Origin of the sequence: Nocardia sp. NPDC058518 (assembly GCF_042719655.1) — a bacterium.
Lineage (GTDB): Bacteria > Actinomycetota > Actinomycetes > Mycobacteriales > Mycobacteriaceae > Nocardia.
Map to the genome: position 1 here is coordinate 19302 of NZ_JBHXNJ010000019.1, position 17131 is coordinate 36432.

A 17131-nucleotide genomic window follows, 5' to 3' on the forward strand; every position below is an offset into this window, starting at 1 on the left:
TCTGTCCCCGCCCCCGCGGGGGGTGCGCCGGGCCCCGGGCGCGCCCCCCGCCCGTCGCGGGGGCGTCGTGCTCGCGCTCTATCCCCGGGTCGGGGGGGCCCCCCGCGCGCCCACGACTGTCGCCACCGCCGAGCACGAGCACCCTGGCGGCGGTCGCGGCGGCGGTGCGCAGGTTCTCCGGGTCGGTGATCAGCGTCTGCACGCCGGTCAGCTCGATGGCCCGGTCGAGTTCGGCGCCCGGTGCGAGCAGCACCGCGACGGCACCGATGCGCGAGAGCGCGGCGACCGAGGCCAGCGCGCTCGGACGCGTCTCCATCATGATGCCCACGCGCATGGCGGGCCGGATACCGACGGAGATCAGGCCGCGCACCACATTGTCGACGCGCTCCTCGACGGCGGCGTTGGTGTGCACCCGGTCGTCGAAGAGCACCAGGTCCTTCTGCGGCGCACGGCCCGCGTGCTCGGTGAGCAACTTGCCGAGCGAGATGCGGGTGTGCGGCTGGATCATCCCGAGCCGGGTCAGCCGGGGCAGCGCCCGCGCGGCCTCCCCCGCCATTTCGAGCGAGCCGCGAATCGTGTTGCCCGCGATACCTTCCAGTGCCTTGCCGACGCCCGCGCCCGCCTCGGCCAGACCGGCGGCGGTGTGCACCATCCGGGTGGCGGCGGTGCGCGGCGCGTTGCTCGCGACGTGTTCCTGCATGGGCACGATCTGCTCGGGCAGGGTGCCGTTGCCGTCCATCCACGCGATCCAGTCGCACACCATCGGCCAGGTGTGGTTGGTGGCGGTCGAACCGGCGACGAGCCCGAAATGGCCTGCCACCAAACTGGCTTCGTACACCTCGGCATTGGGCGCGGCGCGCACGATGCCACGCACCGCGGCGGGCTGACCGATATCGTCGACCTCGCCGACGAACGCCAGGATCGGGCACTTCAGCTCGGCGAGCGACACCGGATGGTCGCGAATCACGAAGCCGCCGAGCATCATCCGGTTGTGAGCGACGAACTGCTTGAGCAGATCCGCCACCGCCGGGCCCGAATACCCCACCCAGCCATCGCTGTTGAGGAAGCGCCGCTGACGTTCCTTGGGCAGCAACGCTTCCCGGTCGTGCAGTTGCAGCAGGAAGTCGATTCGCGACTTGGCGGTCTTCACCGGGTCGAGCATCTGGAAGCCGATACGCACCATCGATTCGGTGATCGGCAGCCGGTGCATCACATGGTCGGCCAGGAAGTCGGCGACCTCGGAGACGACGCCGTAGGGCAGCCCGAACGGCATACCGGCGACGATGTCGACGGGGCTGCCGAAGGTGACGATGGAGGCAACGCCCTTGCCGTAGCGGTAGGCGGTGGTCTGATAGGCGAACATGCCGCCCTGGGAGTACCCCATCAAGTGCAGCTGCGCGCCGGTGGCCTCACAGACGGTGTCGATGGCGGAGTTCACCGCCAGCACGTGGTCGGCCAGGTCGCGTTCCCAGCCGCCCTCCTCGGTGGCGGGCGAGCCGAAATCGATGACCCAGCAGTCGATTCCGCTGGCGTGCAGGATGCCGACCGCGCCGCCTGCCGCGTTGACGTCCCAGATGTCGGCGTTCACCATCAACGGCGGCACGAGCAGCGCCACCGGACGGCCGGGCGTCGTATCGTCGGGGAAGTAGTGCCGCAGCCGATACATGCGCCTGCGCTCGACGACCTCGAAGGGCGAGGACTCGACATCGTGTGACAACCCGCCGAAGCGGATCACCTCCAGCCCGTTCTGCGCGGTAGCCAGCAACCGCTGCACCGAACCGACCACACCTTTTGGACTGATATCCACCGTTCCCACCTGGTCCTACCTGCTTAAAGTGACACACCTCACACACCCCGATGTGCTCATATGAGCTAACCACACCGGACCTCCATTATGTGTCGCCTGTGACAGGCCGCATGTTGCGGCGATTCGGGTCACATCGCGCCGGGAAGAAGCGAACAGCCCATGAGCATCATTCGACGATAACGACCGCTGTCCGGTCGCGATGCCGATCGGTGGGCCATCCCCGGACATCCCCGTGTCCGCAATCGCCTCCCGCACAACGGATCTCCCGGTCATCACCATGTTTTTCCGAATTCCCTCCGCGCGGCCACATCGACCACCTAACATCGTTGACGTCCGGAACGTACTGACACACATCAGGTTTCGTGCAACACCGTTTCACATGCAAGACCTTCTCCGCGCTGGACCATCTATTTCGCGCAGGACCATTCGCTTCGCACTGTTACCCACCCCCCAAGCCTGTCGCGCACTGTCGCGCCGCACAGGCCGATCGGCCGTGCCGATTTCCGTCCCGAGGTGAGGACAAATGCCATGACCATCGAAATGCCGTTGCCCACAGACAATTCCGTGCGCAAGAGCCTGAGTACCACCGCCGCGCAAAAGCTGACACATACCACCAAGTCCGAACCGCAGATGCAGGGCATCAGCTCGCGCTGGTTGTCACGCGCACTGCCATGGGTGCAGGTCGCGGGCGGTATCTACCGGGTCAACCGCAGGCTCACCCATACCGTCGGCAACGGGGAAGTCGAATTCGTCGTCGACGGATCCCGGGCCAGGGTGATTCCCCAGGAATTGCGCGAGCTCCCGCCGCTGCGCGATATCGACGACGACGAGCTCCTGCGGCCGCTCGCGGAGAACTTCGTGCAGTACGACCTCGATCCGGGAACAGTCGTCGCCGAATTCGGCAACCCGATGGATCAGGTGATCCTGGTCGTGCACGGGAAACTCGCCCGGATCGGCTCCGGTGAATACGGCGAGTCGACCAAACTCGGCATGCTTTCCGGCGGCGACTACTACGGCGAGGAAATGCTCACCGATCCCTCGGCGATCTGGCCGGACACGGTGAAGACGGTGACCAAAACCACCATTCTCTGCCTGCCGAGACAACAATTCGAGCAGTTCGTCGAGCTCAATCCGGAGCTGGATCAGATCCGTACCGAAGCGGCCCAGCGGTCGAGCCGTATCAAGAACTCCAAGGGCGAAGCCGATATCGAGATCTCCTCCGGCCACTCCGGCGAACCCCTGCTCGAGGGCACCTTCGTCGACTACGACGCCAGCCCCCGCGAATACGAACTGAGCCTGGCCCAGAGCGTGCTGCGGATCCACACCCGCGTCGCCGACCTGTTCAACGATCCGATGAACCAGGTCGACCAGCAGCTGCGACTCACCGTCGAAGCACTCTACGAACGACGCGAATACGACCTGGTGAACAACCCCGAGTTCGGTCTGCTGCACAACTGCGATCTCAAACAGCGCATCACCACCGAATCCGGAGCGCCGACCCCCGACGACATGGACGAGCTGCTCAGCATGCGGCGCGGCACCAAATTCCTTCTCGCACACCCGAAAGCGATCGCCGCGTTCGGTCGCGAATGTACGCGCCGCGGCCTGTATCCCGATCCCGTGGAGTACCAGGGCCACCGGGTGCCCGCCTGGCGCGGGGTGCCCTTGCTGCCGTGCGGCAAGATTCCGGTCAGCAACACCCAGACCACATCGATCATGGCGATGCGTATCGGTGAGAAGGATCAGGGTGTCGTCGGCCTGCATCAGACGGGCATTCCCGACGAATACGAGCCGAGCCTCAACGTCCGGTTCAAGCAGATCGACGACCAGTCGATCATGTCGTACCTGGTGAGCTGCTACTACTCCGCCGCGGTCCTCGTTCCCGACGCGCTCGGCGTACTGGACGACGTGCTCGTCGCGCGCCGAGCCGACTGATCGGCGCGGACCGTGTCCATCCTCACCAGGGCCGGTGCCCCGATCGCAGCCGGCGATCTGGCGGTCGCGGTGGCGGCCCTGTTACACGGCGCCACCGCCCCGGCCGACCTGTTCGCCGGCGCCGCGCCACTCCCGCAGCGACCTTCGTCGCTGCTGTCGATACCCCGACCCAGCGTCCCGAAATCACCTCTCACACAACGGGCTTCACTCTCGGCACCCGAAGCGGCCACCCACACGCCGAACCGGGCCGGCACCATCACGCCACGTCGTTTACTCGGCCCGACCGGGCTCGGTACTTCCGGCCTGCGATTGTTCCCGACACAGCCCTCCCCTGCCGGATCGGCGAGTTCGGCTGGCCCACAGGCTATTCCGACGCTCTACTGCCCACCTCCCGAACGTGACGACCCGGCATTGGCCGAGGCCGTCAACGCGGGTCTGCTCGCCTGGGCTGCCGAGATCGGCCTCTACGAAGGGCGCCTCGACGAGCTCGGCAAGGCCGATTTCGGACGGCTGATCATGCTCGCCCATCCCGATTGCGACGATCCCGACCTGCTGCTCGGCGCCGCGCGCTGCGCGGTGGCGGAATGGTCGGTCGACGACTACTACTGCGAGGAGGACGCCCCTGGCGACACCGCACCCGACGGCACCCCGTCCAGCGCAGCCGCCGAACTCGGGCCACGGCTCGAATTGGCAGCCGCCGCGATGGATCCAGCCCATCTACCCGCCCGCTACGCACCCAGGCTCGAACAGGCCATGCAGGCCGACCCGATCCTGCGCGCGTTCCGCACCTCGTTCGCACACCTGGCGGGGTACGCCAGCCCGGCTCAGCTCGCCCGGCTACGCACCGAGATCGCGGGATGGTTCATCGCACTCGGAGCCGAGGCGGGCTGGCGCACGGCGAACCGGATGCCACCGGTCTGGGAGTACCTGACCAATCGGCAGCCACACAGTTTCCTGCCGTGCATGGCACCCATCGACGCGGTCGGCGGCTACGAACTCAGCGCCGCCGACTACGCCGACCCCGCGGTCCGACGGGTGGTCACCACCGCCGCACTGGCCGCACAGATGGTGAACGACCTGTATTCGATGGCGCGCGAGGACCTTTCGGGTGGCAGGGAATTCAACCTGCCGACGGTCCTGGCCGCCGAGGAGGGCTGCAGCCGGGCCGAGGCCGTACAGCGAACAGCCCAGATCCATGACGAATTGATGCACCGCTTCGAACGGGAGGCGGCCCCGATCGCCGCCTCGGGCTCACCCCAGCTGCGCCGCTTCCTGGCCGGCCTATGGGCCTGGATGGGTGGCAACCGCGCCTGGCACGCGGGCAGCCGCCGCTACCACGACACCGCACCAGGAGAGGACGACAGATGACCATCGTCAACACCCCAGACCGCACGGTCCTGCGCACCACCTACCAGCGTTCGGTCGCGGCGTACTGGAACAACAATCCCAACGACGACCGGGTCAACACCGAACTGGGCAAAGTCGACGGCCTCTACCACCACCACTACGGCATCGGCGAACCCGACTGGTCGGTGATCGAGGGCCCTGAACAGACCCGCCAGGAACGGATCGTGCGCGAACTGCACCGCCTCGAGACCGCCCAGGCCGACTACCTGCTCGACAACCTCGGCGGCATCACCCCCGACGACCGCCTGATCGACGGAGGATCCGGGCGCGGCGGCACCAGCTTCATGGCCGCCGACCGGTTCGGCTGCCACGTCGACGGCGTGAGCATCTCCGAGTACCAGGTCGGCTTCGCCAACGATCAGGCCAAAACTCGCGGGGTGACCGAGCGGGTCGGGTTCCACTTCCGCAATATGCTCGACACCGGCTTCGCCGACGAGTCGGCCCGCGCCATCTGGACCAACGAAACCACCATGTACGTCGACCTTTTCGATCTCTTCGACGAATTCGCCCGCGTACTCGAACCGGGCGGCCGGTACGTGTGCATCACCGGCTGCTCCAACGATGTCACCGGCGGCCGGTCGGCGTCGGTCAGCTGGATCGACGCACACTACGGCTGCATGATCCACCCGCGCAGCGAGTACTTCCGTGCCATGTCCGACAGCGGCCTTGTCCCCACCACGGTCGTCGACCTCACCCCCGACACCATCCCGTACTGGGAGTTGCGCACCCATTCCGAGCTCGCCACCGGCGTCGAGCAGCCCTTTCTCACCGCCTACCGCGAGGGGAGCTTCCAGTACCTGATGATCGTCGCCGATAAGGTGGCCAGGTGACCGAACAGCTCGCCGACCCGTCGACCGACCGTGAAGCCATGCCTGTCGAGTTGGTCGACGAATCAGGTGTAGCGATCGGAGCGTGCTCGGTGGCCGATGCTCATCGGCCACCGGGCACGCTCCACCGCGCCTTCTCCGTGCTGCTGTTCGACCGGCACGGGCAGGTTCTGCTCCAGCAGCGCGCCGCGGTGAAAACCAGGTTCCCGCGGCAGTGGGCCAACACCTGCTGTGGGCATCCGGCGCCCGGTCAGGCGGTTACCGAGGCCGCCGCGATCCGGTTGCGCGAGGAGTTCGGGATGGCGGCCGAGCTCACCGAGGTCGGTGTGTTCACCTACCGTGCCGGCGACGAGACGACCGGGCGCATCGAACACGAATACGACCACGTCCTGATCGGTGTCGTCGGCGATCTGCCCCCGCGGCCGGACCCGGCGGAGATCGCCCACTGGGCGTGGCTCCCTCCGCAGGCCGTGCGTGCCGATATGGCGGAGAACCCCGGCAAGTTCACACCGTGGCTGGCCCAGGTGCTCGAGATCGCCGAACAGGCCCACCGGCTCTGACCGGGACCGTCCTTTGCGATCTCTTTTCATTTGGGCTTTCCCATGGCCATCCATTGGATAGATGCGCATATCTATATCTGTCGATGTTTGTTGTTCCTTGGCGAAATCACAGGCTCACCACAGTCCGCGAACAGGCCACCCGGCGAAGCTGGACTTCGAACGGTCCGCACGACGGCGAGTGAGGTATGTGATGGTCGAGGTCGAGATCAACGACGACACGGTGACGGTCAATGTGCTCGGTGGGCACCGCCTACTCGCCCTGCGCCAGCAGGTCGTGATCGACCGCGCCGCGATCACCGAGATCGCCACCGCGGAAGTGGACCTGCGGCCCCCGTGGGTCCGCGCTCCCGGCACCTTCATCCCCGGCGTGATCGCGGCGGGCGTCTACCGCGGCAAGGGCCGCAAAGAGTTCTGGGACACCACTTTCGGCGGCAGCGCGGTGCGGATCGACCTGGACGGTCCCGACTTCACCCGCCTGGTCGTCGACGTCGACGATCTCGAGGCGGTGCTGAACGCGCTGAGCGCCCAGACCGCCGGCGTCTGACCAGCATTCACGAGCCGAAGGGTTCCAGCAGACCCGTATAGGTCTTCGGCGGCGGTGTCGCGAACTCTCCCCTACCCGACTTGCGCAGCCCCATCGTCAGCAGCGACTGCACGGTCAACGTCGCCGCCGCGACACCGTCGATCACCGGCACCCCGATCTCGGCCCGAATGTGCGCGCACAGATCCGCCATTCCCGCGCACCCGAGCACCACAGCGTCGGACTCGTCCTGCGCGACGGCCGCCCGGCACGCCTCGGTGACGATCTTGCGCGCGTCCGGGTCGGTCTCGAGCGCGAGTACCGGTATCTCACACGCGTGGATCCCCCGGCAGAACCGTTGCATCCCATAGCGTTCCGCCAGATCCGCCGCGCGCCCGATGGTGCGTCCGAGCGTCGTGACGACACTGAATCCGCGACCGAGATGACTCGCGGTGTGCATGGCCGCCTCGGCGATCCCGATCACCGGCCCCGCCGCCAGTTCCCGTGCCGCGTCCAATCCCGGATCACCGAAGCAGGCGATGACATACCCGTCCACGCCGTCGGCCTCGCCCTGCCGGATCGCGGCGAGCAGGCCGGGCACGCTCATCGCCTCGTCGTAGTGGCTCTCGATCGAGGCGGGCCCGATCTCGGAGGTGACCGCGTCGAGCAGTGTGCCCCGGCCCGCGACGGCCAGCGCACACTGCTCGATCGTGTCGGTCATCGCCCGCGTGGTGTTCGGGTTGACGACCCGGATGCGCATCAGACACCGACCTCCTCGGCAGCGGCCGTGCGCTCGGCACCGGTCAGCAGATAGTAGACAGCGAAGCCGATGCCGCAGCCGATGAACCAGCTGTACTGGGCGGCGGTGTGCATGCCGGGCAGGCTGTTGGCCAGCACCGGGAACACCGCGACCACGGCGGCGACGGCGGTCGCGATGACCGCGGCCGGGTGGTAGCCCTTCGTGTAGTAGTAGGTCCCCTGCTCCGACATCGTGAACAGATCGTCGACGACCACCTTCTGCTTGCGCACCAGGTAGTAATCACAGATCAGCACCCCGAACAGCGGACCGATGAAGGCGCCGAGCACCTCGAGGGTGTAATGGATCACGTCGGGATTGTTGTACAGATTCCAGGGCGTGATCAGCACCGAGCCGACCGCCGCGATCATGCCGCCCGCCCGCCAGCTGATCCGCTGCGGACTCACATTCGAGAAATCGAAAGCCGGTGAGATGAAATTGGCGACGATATTGATACCGATGGTGGCGATGGTGAAGGTGAGCGCACCGAGCACGATCGCGAAAGTGGAGTCGATCTTGGCGACGGTGGCGACCGGATCGGTGATCAGCTCGCCGTACACCGGCAATGTCAGCGAGGCGGTGACCACGACCAGCACCGAGAAGACCAGAAAATTCACCGGGAGCCCGAGGAGGTTTCCGCGTCTCACCGCGGCGAAACTCTTGCCGTATCGGGAGAAGTCGCCGAAGTTGAGCATCGGCCCCGAGAAATACGACACGACGAGCGCGATCGCGCCGAGCATGACCGGCACCGACGCCCAGCCGGTGTATTTCACATCGCCGAGGTTCAGGTCGATGGCACTCCAGCCGGCCTTCGCGATGAGGTAACCGCAGAGCAGGAACATGACGACATACACAGCGGGGCCGCAGAAGTCGATGAACTTGCGGATCGATTCCATGCCGCGCCAGAACACGCAAGCTTGCAGCACCCACAGCAGCAGGAAGCTGCCCCAACCGAGCGCCGACAGTCCGAGGAACCCGTAGTCAGCGGTGACGGCGTAAGGCGCCAATCCCGGAAACAGTTTCACCAGAACGACATCCAGCGCCGCTGACGCGAGGAACGTCTGAATTCCGTACCAGGCCACCGCGATCAACCCGCGGATGATCGCGGGAATATTCGCCCCGAGCACGCCGAACGCACTGCGGCAGATCACCGGATAGGGCACACCGGTCATCTGACTCGGTTTTGCCACCAGATTGCAGAAGAAGTACACGATGGTAATGCCGATGAGCAGCGCGGCGAGCACCTGCCAACTCGCCAGACCGAGCGCGAAAAGGCTTCCCGCCGTGACATATCCGCCGACGCTGTGCACGTCCGACATCCAGAACGCGAAGATATTGTAGGTGCCCCAGCTCTGCTTGCGCAGCGGTGCCAGGTCCTCGTTCGTCAGCCGTGGATCATAGGTGGGTGGTTCACCGGCGGGAACCGCCGAGGACGTAATGGTGTCGGTCATGATCGTTCCCGTCCGAAAAGGTACATCTGCTGAACTGACGGTAAGTATCAGCGGTTGCCCTGCGGTTTCTCGGGAATTTCACGCCTATTGCACCGAAGATATATCTTCCGGCGCGAGCAGTCCGGTATCGGTCGGCAGGGTGGCGACCACCGTTTCCAGCCTGCGGTGGTGTTCCTCGGCGACCACGAGCAGGCGGTCGATATCGCGTGCGAGGAACGCGTCGAGCATGGCGATGTGGTCGATGTGCAGGCGCTCGCGGTCGAGCCGGTCGATGTGGACCATCGACTGCACCGGCTCGGTGACATTCCACGCGGCTTCGAGCATGTGCAGCAGCCGGAACATCCGCGACGGCCGCGTGAGCGCCACATGGAAGCTGCGCGACTGTCGCTGGTATGCCTCGGGATCGTCGTCGAGGATGGCGCGTTCGAGTAGCTCGTTCACCGCGAGCAGGTGCGCGCGTTCGGGCTCATCGGCGTGCATCGCGGCCGCGGCGAGCGACGCCGTCTCCAAAGTGTCACGCACGATGTACATTTCGCGCAGTTCACGGGCGGTGAGCTGGGCCACCTGGTAGCCGCGCTGCGGGCGGTGGGTGACCAGCCCCTCCCCGATCAGCGTCTTGAGGGCCTCGCGGACCGGGATGTGACTCACCCCGAACAGTTCGGCGACTTCACGCAGCGGGATCACGGTGCACGGCGGTACGGCACCGTCGAGGATCACCCGGCGCAGTTCGCCGAGAATCACCTGCGGTCGGCCTGGCTCATCGACCACAAGCCTTGCGAGCAGCGCCGATCGTCGTCTCGGGGGCATGCGAACATGCTATGGACCGTGTATTGCGCGCGGACTGTTCGATGTGACAGTTGGGAAACGATCACCGTACCGACCGGTCCCTAGTGCGTGATGGCATGCTCGGAGAATGGGAGTTTCGACAGCGCAGTCGGTGGATCGCCGTTTCGTCCGCTTGGTCACCGTCTTCGACCAGCTGTTCCGCAAGCCCTCGCACGGTGGTGGCGCGCTGTGCGTGTATCTGCACGGCGAGCCGGTGGTGGACGTGTGGGCGGGCTACGCGAGTCCGGGTGTGCCGTGGACGGCCGATTCGGTGGCCTTGGGTTTCTCCACCGGAAAAGGCGTGGCCTCCACGGTGATTCACCAACTGGCCGACCGTGGACAGCTCGACTACGACAGCCCCGTCGCCGAGTACTGGCCGGAGTTCGCCGCGGCGGGCAAGGCCGGTATCACCGTGCGCGATGTACTCACCCACCGCGCGGGCCTGCACCGGCTGCGCGGTCTGCTGCCCGGCCCGGTCGAGAGTTTCCTCGATGACGATGCCGTCACCGCAGCTCTGGCCGCCGCCACTCCCGACCCGCGACATCGAATCACCAGCGGCTATCACGGAATCAGTTACGGGCACTTGGCCGCCGAGATCGTCGCGCGGGTCACCGGCCGCGAGTTCGTCGATGTGGTGCGCACCGAACTCGCCGAACCTCTCGACGCCGAAGAACTCTGGTTTCGGGTGCCGCACGATCAGCGCCACCGCATCGCCACCACCTTCCCGCGGCTGCGCGCCGCGGGCATGGATTGGGATACCGGCTCCGATCTGCTCACCCGGACCCGCTTCGCCGCCGCCGCGGAGACCACCCCGCGCGGTTTCGCCGACCTCATCGTCGATGAGCGCGTTCACGATTCGGTAATGCCCGGCGTGAACGGCGTCTTCTCTGCCCGCGCGCTCGCCCGCGTGTACGCCGCCCTGGCCAACGGCGGTGAACTCGACGGCACCCGCATCCTCTCTCCCGACTCGATCCCCCGGTTCGCCACCCGCCAGGTCTTCACCCCCGACTACGTCCTGGCCTTCCGCATCCCCTGGGCCATGGGCTTCCACGGCGTCCCGATGAAACCCTCCAAGGCCGACCCGATCTCCGCCTTCGGCCATTTCGGGCTCGGCGGCTCCGGCGCCTTCGCCGATCCTGAAACCGGCCTCTCGCTCGCCTTCGTCACCAATCGCCTCGGCGGCAAACTCACCCCGCTCGGCGACGCCCGCCTCACCCGCCTCGGCACCATCGCCCACAACATCGCGAAGTCGACGCAACTCCCCTGAGCCACTGGCTGGGGCGGTCGATCGCTGCACAATATGGACGCAACACCTGGATACCCGACGCGCGATGCCGAACCTGGCACTATGTGGCCGATGGAGACCGTGGGACTGGAGCGGATCGAGGAAGCTGCGCGGCTGCTGGCGCCGGTGATCCGACGGACGCCGATCGTGGGGTCGCGGGTGTTGTCGGACCGGGCGGGCACGCAGGTGCTGCTCAAATGCGAGAACTTGCAGCGGACCGGGTCGTTCAAGCCGCGCGGGGCCTATAACCGGATCGCGAATCTGCCCGCGGCGGATCGGGCGCGGGGTGTGGTGGCGGCCAGCGCGGGCAATCATGCGCAAGGAGTGGCGTGGGCGGCGAGCGAACTCGGGATCGCTTCGACGGTGTTCATGCCGGTCGGGGCATCGCTACCGAAGCTGGTCGCTACCCGCGCCTACGGCGCCGACGTGCATCTGGTGGGTGACACGATCGACGAATCCTTGGTCGCCGCACAGGAATTCGCCGATCGGACCGGCGCGACCCTGATCCATCCCTTCGACCATCCCGATATCGTCGCCGGTCAGGCGACGGTCGCGCTGGAAATCCTCGAGCAGGTTCCCGAGGTGGGCACGGTTGTCGTGCCGACCGGTGGTGGCGGGCTGCTCGCGGGTGTCGCGGTGGCATTGCACGCGCTGGCGCCCAATGTCCGGGTGATCGGTGTGCAGGCGGCCGAGGCAGCGGCGTGGCCGGATTCGCTGGTGGCGGGCAGGCCGGTCCGGGTGCCGCGGATGTCGACAATGGCCGACGGTATCGCGGTCGGGCTACCCGGCGCGGTGCCTTTCGCCCACGTCGCCGAGCTGGTGTCCGAGATCATCACCGTCGACGAGGACGCTCTGTCGAGAGCACTGTTGCTCTGCCTCGAACGGGCCAAACTCGTCGTCGAACCCGCGGGTGCGGCGGGCGTCGCCGCCTTGCTCACCTCCGCTCTCGCGGATCTGCCGGGCCCGGTGGTGACCATCTTGTCGGGCGGAAATATCGACCCGCTGTTGCTCACTCGCGTGATCGGCCACGGTCTCAGCGCCGCGGGCCGCTACCTGGCCATGCATGTCACGATCGATGACCGACCGGGCGCCCTGTCCGCATTGCTCGCCGTGGTCGGGCGCGCGGGCGCGAGCGTCGTGGACGTCGTGCACTCGCGGACGGGGCCGTGGTTGGCCGTCGACGAGGTCGAGGTGTCGCTCACCGTGGAAACCCGCGGCTCCGCGCACCGCGACGACGTCCTGGACGCACTGCGTGACTCGGGTTTCCGCGTACACGCCGAGCTCTAGAACCCCGTGCACCCCACCGAGTTCAGTGCGCCATTTTCAGCCCGACCACACCGGCAACGATCATCACCAGGAACACGGCCTTCACCACCGAGAAAGCTTCCGCGCCGGTGACCATGGCATAGACGACGGTCAGGACGGCACCGATGCCCACCCAGACCGCATACGCGGTGCCGATGGGGAGATCGCGCATGGCCAGCGCGAGTCCGGTCATGCTGGCTGCCAGGGCTACGCCGAACACGACGGTCGGAACGAGTCGGGTGAACCCTTCGGTCCGGCCGAGCGCGGTGGCCCACACCGCTTCCAGCACACCGGAGATGACGAGCAGAATCCATGACATGACGAGCCTCCTGTGGCCGTCTTGTCGCACTCCGGGTACGGCTACCCTCGTCCGGGAGCCCTGTCCGGGCTCACTGCCAAGCTGTCACACCGGCAACCACTTGGCAAGCAGGTCGTGGGTGAAGTCACCACCTGCCGGTCACCACCACGTGCGTTGCGCGAGGCGATGGAGGCGGGATTTCGCGTGCACGCGGAGCTCTAGGCCCCGATGTCAGTGTGCCCCACCGAGTTCCAGCGCCAGGACCCCGAGAATCACCAGCCCGATCCCGCCGACCTGGACGAGGGTGAGCCGCTCACCGAGGAACAGCACACCGATCGTCGCAATGGCGGCCACGCCCACGGCCGACCAGATGCCGTACGCGACGCCGATCGTCATACCCCGCTTCAATGCCTGGGACAGGAAGAAGAACGCCGCACCGTAGCCGACTACTACGACGATCGATGGAACCAGCTTCGTGAAGCCTTCGGACAGTTTCAGCGACACGGTCGCGGTCACCTCGGTGGCGATGGCCAATACCAGGAAGAGCAGGGTCATGGCCGCAGACTAGCCCGGCGACGGCGCGGAATCGCGGACTGCGACAGGTGATTCCGAACGCGGACCGGTTGCCGCACGCGCCGCCAGTATCGTCATGGCCAGGGCGAGCAGCGCGTAGCAGGCGATGATCGCGATGCGGATGCCGTTGGTGTCCAGGTAGCGCTCGTACGCCGGGTGCAGCGCGCCGCCCGCGACCCGCACCGCGCCCGAGGCCCTGACCTCCTCCGCCCAGGCACCCCACAGCCAGATGCGGGTGATGAAGATCGACAGTTGCAGTCCGAGCGTGGTCAGGATCAGCCAGATCGGCACGCCACGGGGACGCAGCCACAACAGCACGGCCGACAGGACCACACCGAGCACCCCGACCGGGATCACCGTGAAATCGGAGAGCAGTTCATAACCGTCGTCGAACGCGGTCATCCGGGTGGGGTCGAGGTATTGCAACGCGCGGTGATGCATATGCGTCATCCACGCCAATCCCGCCCCGAAGGCGGTAGTCGCGGTCAGCAGAGCGAGTACGGGCAGTGCGAGGCGTTGACTCATCGTGTCCTCCGAGGCGGAAACCATTCGGGGACAAGGCTGGTCGCAGCGCACGCGTGTCCGCATCAACCCGAGGTAGTGGTGCCTCTCCCCCTCGGGTGCTACGGGGCGGTCAGCGCAGCCAGGCGCGGGCGTCGTCGGCGGTCTTGCGAACCTCGTCGAGTTGCTCGGCCACGCGCACACCGGCGGTGCCACCGCGCGCATTGCGCGAGGCGATCGACCCCTGGACCGTGAGCACCTCGCGCACACCGGCCGTGAGCGCGGGGTCGACGGCGGCGAACTCCTCGTCGGTCAGCTCGTCGAGCCCGACACCGCGCGCCTCGGCGACCCGCACGCAGGCACCGGCCGCCTCGTGGGCGACTCGGAACGGAACACCTTGGCGCACCATCCATTCCGCGATGTCGGTGGCGAGAGTGAAACCGGCGGGCGCGAGTTCGGCCATGCGGTCGGTGTGGAAGGTCAGGGTGGCGACCAGACCCGCGATGGCGGGCAGCAGCAGTTCGAGCTGGGCGACCGAGTCGAAGACGGGCTCTTTGTCTTCCTGGAGATCCCGGTTGTAGGCCAGCGGTTGGGCTTTCAGCGTGGCGAGCAGGCCGGTGAGGTTACCGATCAAGCGGCCCGCCTTGCCGCGGGTGAGCTCCGAGACGTCGGGGTTCTTCTTCTGCGGCATGATCGAGGAACCGGTGGACCAGGCGTCGGCCAGGGTCACGTAGCCGAATTCCGGTGTGCTCCAGATGATGACCTCTTCGGCCATCCGGCTCAGGTCGACACCGATCATGGCCAGCACGAACGCCGCCTCGGCGGCGAAATCGCGCGAAGAGGTGGCATCGATCGAATTCGCCGCGGAGGCAGTGAAATTCAGCTCCGCGGCGATCTGCTCGGGGTCCAGACCCAGCGAGGAACCGGCCAGCGCGCCCGAACCGTACGGCGAGACGGCGGCGCGCTTGTCGAAGTCGCGCAGGCGTTCCAGATCGCGCAGCAGCGGATGCGCGTGGGCGAGCAGGTGGTGCGAGAGGAGTACCGGCTGCGCGGCCTGCAGGTGGGTCTTGCCCGGCATCACGGCGTCGGGGTACGCGGCGGCCTGGGCGACCAGGGCGTCGACCACATCGAGCGCACCGGCGGCGACGCGACGCACACCGTCGCGCAGCCACATCCGGAACAGGGTCGCCACCTGGTCGTTGCGCGATCGACCGGCCCGCAGCCGACCACCGAGCTCGGTGCCGACCCGCTCGATCAGGCCGCGCTCGAGCGCACCGTGCACATCCTCGTCGGAATCGGCAGGGCCGTAGGCACCAGAGGCGACGTCGGCGGCGAGCGCGTCCAGACCGGCCAGCATGGCGGGCAGATCATCGTCGGCGAGCAGCCCGGCCTTGTGCAGCACGCGAGCATGCGCCTTGGACGCGCGAATGTCATAGGGCGCGAGCACCCAGTCGAAATGCGTCGACTTGCTCAACGCCGCCATCGCCTCGGCCGGACCGGAAGCGAATCGCCCACCCCAGAGCGCACCTTCGTTGGTTCCACTGTGGGTCATAGTCGATGTCTCCTCCGGTTGGGGTGGCGGGCATGGATGATGACGACACCGGCCGATCCGTGGGGACCGGCCGGTATCGAGACTACGAGGGTGATTCTCCGCGTTTTACTTCTGGTTCAGGTCGCGGCGGGCGGCGACCTTCGAGGAGAGGCCGTGGATCTGGACGAAGCCCTTGGCCAGCGACTGGTCGAAGGTGTCACCCTCGTCGTAGGTGGCCAGGTTGAAGTCGTAGAGCGACTGCTCGGAACGACGGCCGTTGACGACCGCGGACCCACCGTGCAGCACCATCCGGATCTCACCGGTGACGGTCTGCTGGGTGTCCTGAACGAAGGCGTCGAGCGCGCGCTTGAGCGGGGAGAACCACAGGCCGTCGTAGGCCAGCTCGCCCCAGCGCTGCTCGACCTGGCGCTTGTAGCGGGCCAGTTCACGCTCGACGGTGACGGCTTCGAGGGCCTGGTGCGCGGTGATCAGCGCGATGGCGCCCGGTGCTTCGTAGATCTCGCGGCTCTTGATGCCGACGAGCCGGTCCTCGACCATGTCGAGACGGCCGACACCCTGACGACCCGCGCGCTGGTTCATCTCCTCGATGGCCTGCAGCACGGAGACCGGGCGGCCGTCGATCGCGACCGGCACACCCTTCTCGAAGGTGATGATGACCTCGTCGGGCGCCTCGAAGTTCACCGTCGGGTCGGCGGTGTAGTCGTAGACGTCCTTGGTCGGCGCGTTCCACAGGTCCTCGAGGAACCCGGTCTCGACCGCACGGCCCCACACGTTCTGGTCGATGGAGAACGGCGACTTCTTGGTGACGTTGATCGGCAGGCTGTTCTGCTCGGCGAAGGCGATGGCCTTCTCGCGGGTCCAGGCGTAGTCGCGGACCGGGGCGATCACCTCGAGGTCGGGCGCGAGCGCGCCGATGCCGACCTCGAAGCGGACCTGGTCGTTGCCCTTGCCGGTGCAGCCGTGCGAGACGGTGGTGGCGTTGTGGAACTTGGCGGCCTCGACCAGGTGCTTGACGATCAGCGGACGGCTGATGGCCGAGACGAGCGGGTACTGGCCCATGTACATGGCGTTGGCCTGGATGGTGGGCAGGCAGTACTCGTCGGCGAACTCGTCGCGCGCGTCGACCACGATGGCCTCCACGGCGCCGCAGTCCAGTGCGCGCTGTCGGATCGCGCTCATGTCCTCGCCGCCCTGGCCCAGGTCGATGGCCACGGCCACCACCTCGGAACCGGTCTCCTTCGCGATCCAGCTGATGGCGACGGAGGTGTCAAGCCCACCGGAGTAGGCGAGTACGACGCGATCGGACATGTCTGTTGTGCTCCTCGAAGTCTGGTACGTACGGGCTGCCCTGAGCAGTATGGATGCTCCGGCCGCCGGTTCGGCTCACGCCGTTGCTACAAATGATTATGCATGATGATGCAATCTCATTCATAACTGGGGGGTACAGCCTCGTGCCCGCAACGCCGAAATAGCCGATTACCTGCGAAGA

The 17131-nt window shown here is 66.8% G+C and carries 16 protein-coding genes and 1 riboswitch; of the genes, 7 read left to right on the plus strand and 9 right to left on the minus strand.

The window, feature by feature from the left end; translation table 11 throughout:
* Positions 1-1807: AMP-binding protein (locus ACFWPX_RS27625; protein ID WP_378930365.1), on the minus strand; the 1807-nt coding region annotated here is incomplete at its 3' end.
* 528 nt (positions 1808-2335) lie between these two features.
* Between ACFWPX_RS27625 and ACFWPX_RS27630 the strand changes: the two genes are divergently transcribed.
* The 5 genes from ACFWPX_RS27630 to ACFWPX_RS27650 all read left to right on the plus strand — a co-directional run bounded on the left by ACFWPX_RS27630 (position 2336) and on the right by ACFWPX_RS27650 (position 7080).
* A complete protein-coding gene (locus ACFWPX_RS27630) occupies positions 2336-3742 on the plus strand; it encodes a family 2B encapsulin nanocompartment shell protein (protein WP_378930368.1) in 1407 nt (468 codons plus the stop codon).
* Between the two features lie 12 nt (positions 3743-3754).
* Positions 3755-5110, plus strand: a complete 1356-nt coding sequence (locus ACFWPX_RS27635) for a family 2 encapsulin nanocompartment cargo protein terpene cyclase (protein ID WP_378930371.1) — start codon at positions 3755-3757, stop codon at positions 5108-5110.
* On the plus strand, positions 5107-5979 hold the full coding sequence (locus ACFWPX_RS27640; RefSeq protein WP_378917552.1) for a geranyl diphosphate 2-C-methyltransferase: 873 nt from the start codon (positions 5107-5109) through the stop codon (positions 5977-5979). Before ACFWPX_RS27635 ends, ACFWPX_RS27640 begins: the two co-directional genes overlap by 4 nt.
* On the plus strand, positions 5976-6536 hold the full coding sequence (idi, locus tag ACFWPX_RS27645) for an isopentenyl-diphosphate Delta-isomerase (RefSeq protein WP_378930373.1): 561 nt from the start codon (positions 5976-5978) through the stop codon (positions 6534-6536). The genes ACFWPX_RS27640 and idi overlap by 4 nt, the downstream gene beginning before the upstream one ends.
* 190 nt (positions 6537-6726) lie before the next feature.
* The gene (locus ACFWPX_RS27650) at positions 6727-7080 is read left to right on the plus strand and encodes a hypothetical protein (RefSeq protein WP_378930375.1); all 354 of its coding nucleotides are present in this window, start codon (positions 6727-6729) and stop codon (positions 7078-7080) included.
* A gap of 7 nt (positions 7081-7087) precedes the next feature.
* Here ACFWPX_RS27650 and ACFWPX_RS27655 read toward each other — a convergent pair whose 3' ends face one another.
* The 3 genes from ACFWPX_RS27655 to ACFWPX_RS27665 all read right to left on the minus strand — a co-directional run bounded on the left by ACFWPX_RS27655 (position 7088) and on the right by ACFWPX_RS27665 (position 10110).
* Positions 7088-7816 (minus strand): aspartate/glutamate racemase family protein, encoded by a 729-nt coding sequence (locus ACFWPX_RS27655; RefSeq protein WP_378930377.1) that lies wholly within the window; start codon positions 7814-7816, stop codon positions 7088-7090.
* Positions 7816-9303, minus strand: a complete 1488-nt coding sequence (locus tag ACFWPX_RS27660; protein ID WP_378930379.1) for an NCS1 family nucleobase:cation symporter-1 — start codon at positions 9301-9303, stop codon at positions 7816-7818. The genes ACFWPX_RS27655 and ACFWPX_RS27660 overlap by 1 nt, the downstream gene beginning before the upstream one ends.
* Positions 9304-9387: 84 nt before the next feature.
* Positions 9388-10110: a GntR family transcriptional regulator gene (locus ACFWPX_RS27665; protein WP_378917542.1), complete on the minus strand. Its 723-nt coding sequence runs from the start codon at positions 10108-10110 to the stop codon at positions 9388-9390.
* Between the two features lie 106 nt (positions 10111-10216).
* Here ACFWPX_RS27665 and ACFWPX_RS27670 point away from each other — a divergent pair, with 106 nt between their 5' ends.
* Entirely contained in the window at positions 10217-11395 is a 1179-nt protein-coding gene (locus ACFWPX_RS27670) for a serine hydrolase domain-containing protein (protein WP_378917540.1), read from the plus strand.
* A gap of 81 nt (positions 11396-11476) precedes the next feature.
* Positions 11477-12700, plus strand: a complete 1224-nt coding sequence (ilvA, locus tag ACFWPX_RS27675) for a threonine ammonia-lyase (protein ID WP_378930381.1) — start codon at positions 11477-11479, stop codon at positions 12698-12700.
* Between the two features lie 22 nt (positions 12701-12722).
* Here ilvA and ACFWPX_RS27680 read toward each other — a convergent pair whose 3' ends face one another.
* The 5 genes from ACFWPX_RS27680 to ACFWPX_RS27700 all read right to left on the minus strand — a co-directional run bounded on the left by ACFWPX_RS27680 (position 12723) and on the right by ACFWPX_RS27700 (position 16950).
* Positions 12723-13037: a DMT family transporter gene (locus tag ACFWPX_RS27680; RefSeq protein WP_378930383.1), complete on the minus strand. Its 315-nt coding sequence runs from the start codon at positions 13035-13037 to the stop codon at positions 12723-12725.
* A 10-nt stretch (positions 13038-13047) separates the two neighbouring features.
* Positions 13048-13112: riboswitch (guanidine-III (ykkC-III) riboswitch) on the minus strand.
* Positions 13113-13247: 135 nt separating this feature from the next.
* Positions 13248-13571 (minus strand): DMT family transporter, encoded by a 324-nt coding sequence (locus ACFWPX_RS27685; RefSeq protein WP_378930385.1) that lies wholly within the window; start codon positions 13569-13571, stop codon positions 13248-13250.
* 9 nt (positions 13572-13580) lie between these two features.
* Complete coding sequence (locus tag ACFWPX_RS27690; RefSeq protein WP_378930386.1) at positions 13581-14114, minus strand: hypothetical protein; 534 nt, start codon at positions 14112-14114, stop codon at positions 13581-13583.
* 109 nt (positions 14115-14223) lie between these two features.
* The gene (gene argH, locus ACFWPX_RS27695; protein ID WP_378930388.1) at positions 14224-15642 is read right to left on the minus strand and encodes an argininosuccinate lyase; all 1419 of its coding nucleotides are present in this window, start codon (positions 15640-15642) and stop codon (positions 14224-14226) included.
* 105 nt (positions 15643-15747) lie between these two features.
* Entirely contained in the window at positions 15748-16950 is a 1203-nt protein-coding gene (locus ACFWPX_RS27700; protein ID WP_378917531.1) for an argininosuccinate synthase, read from the minus strand.
* Between the last annotated feature and the right edge of the window lie 181 nt (positions 16951-17131).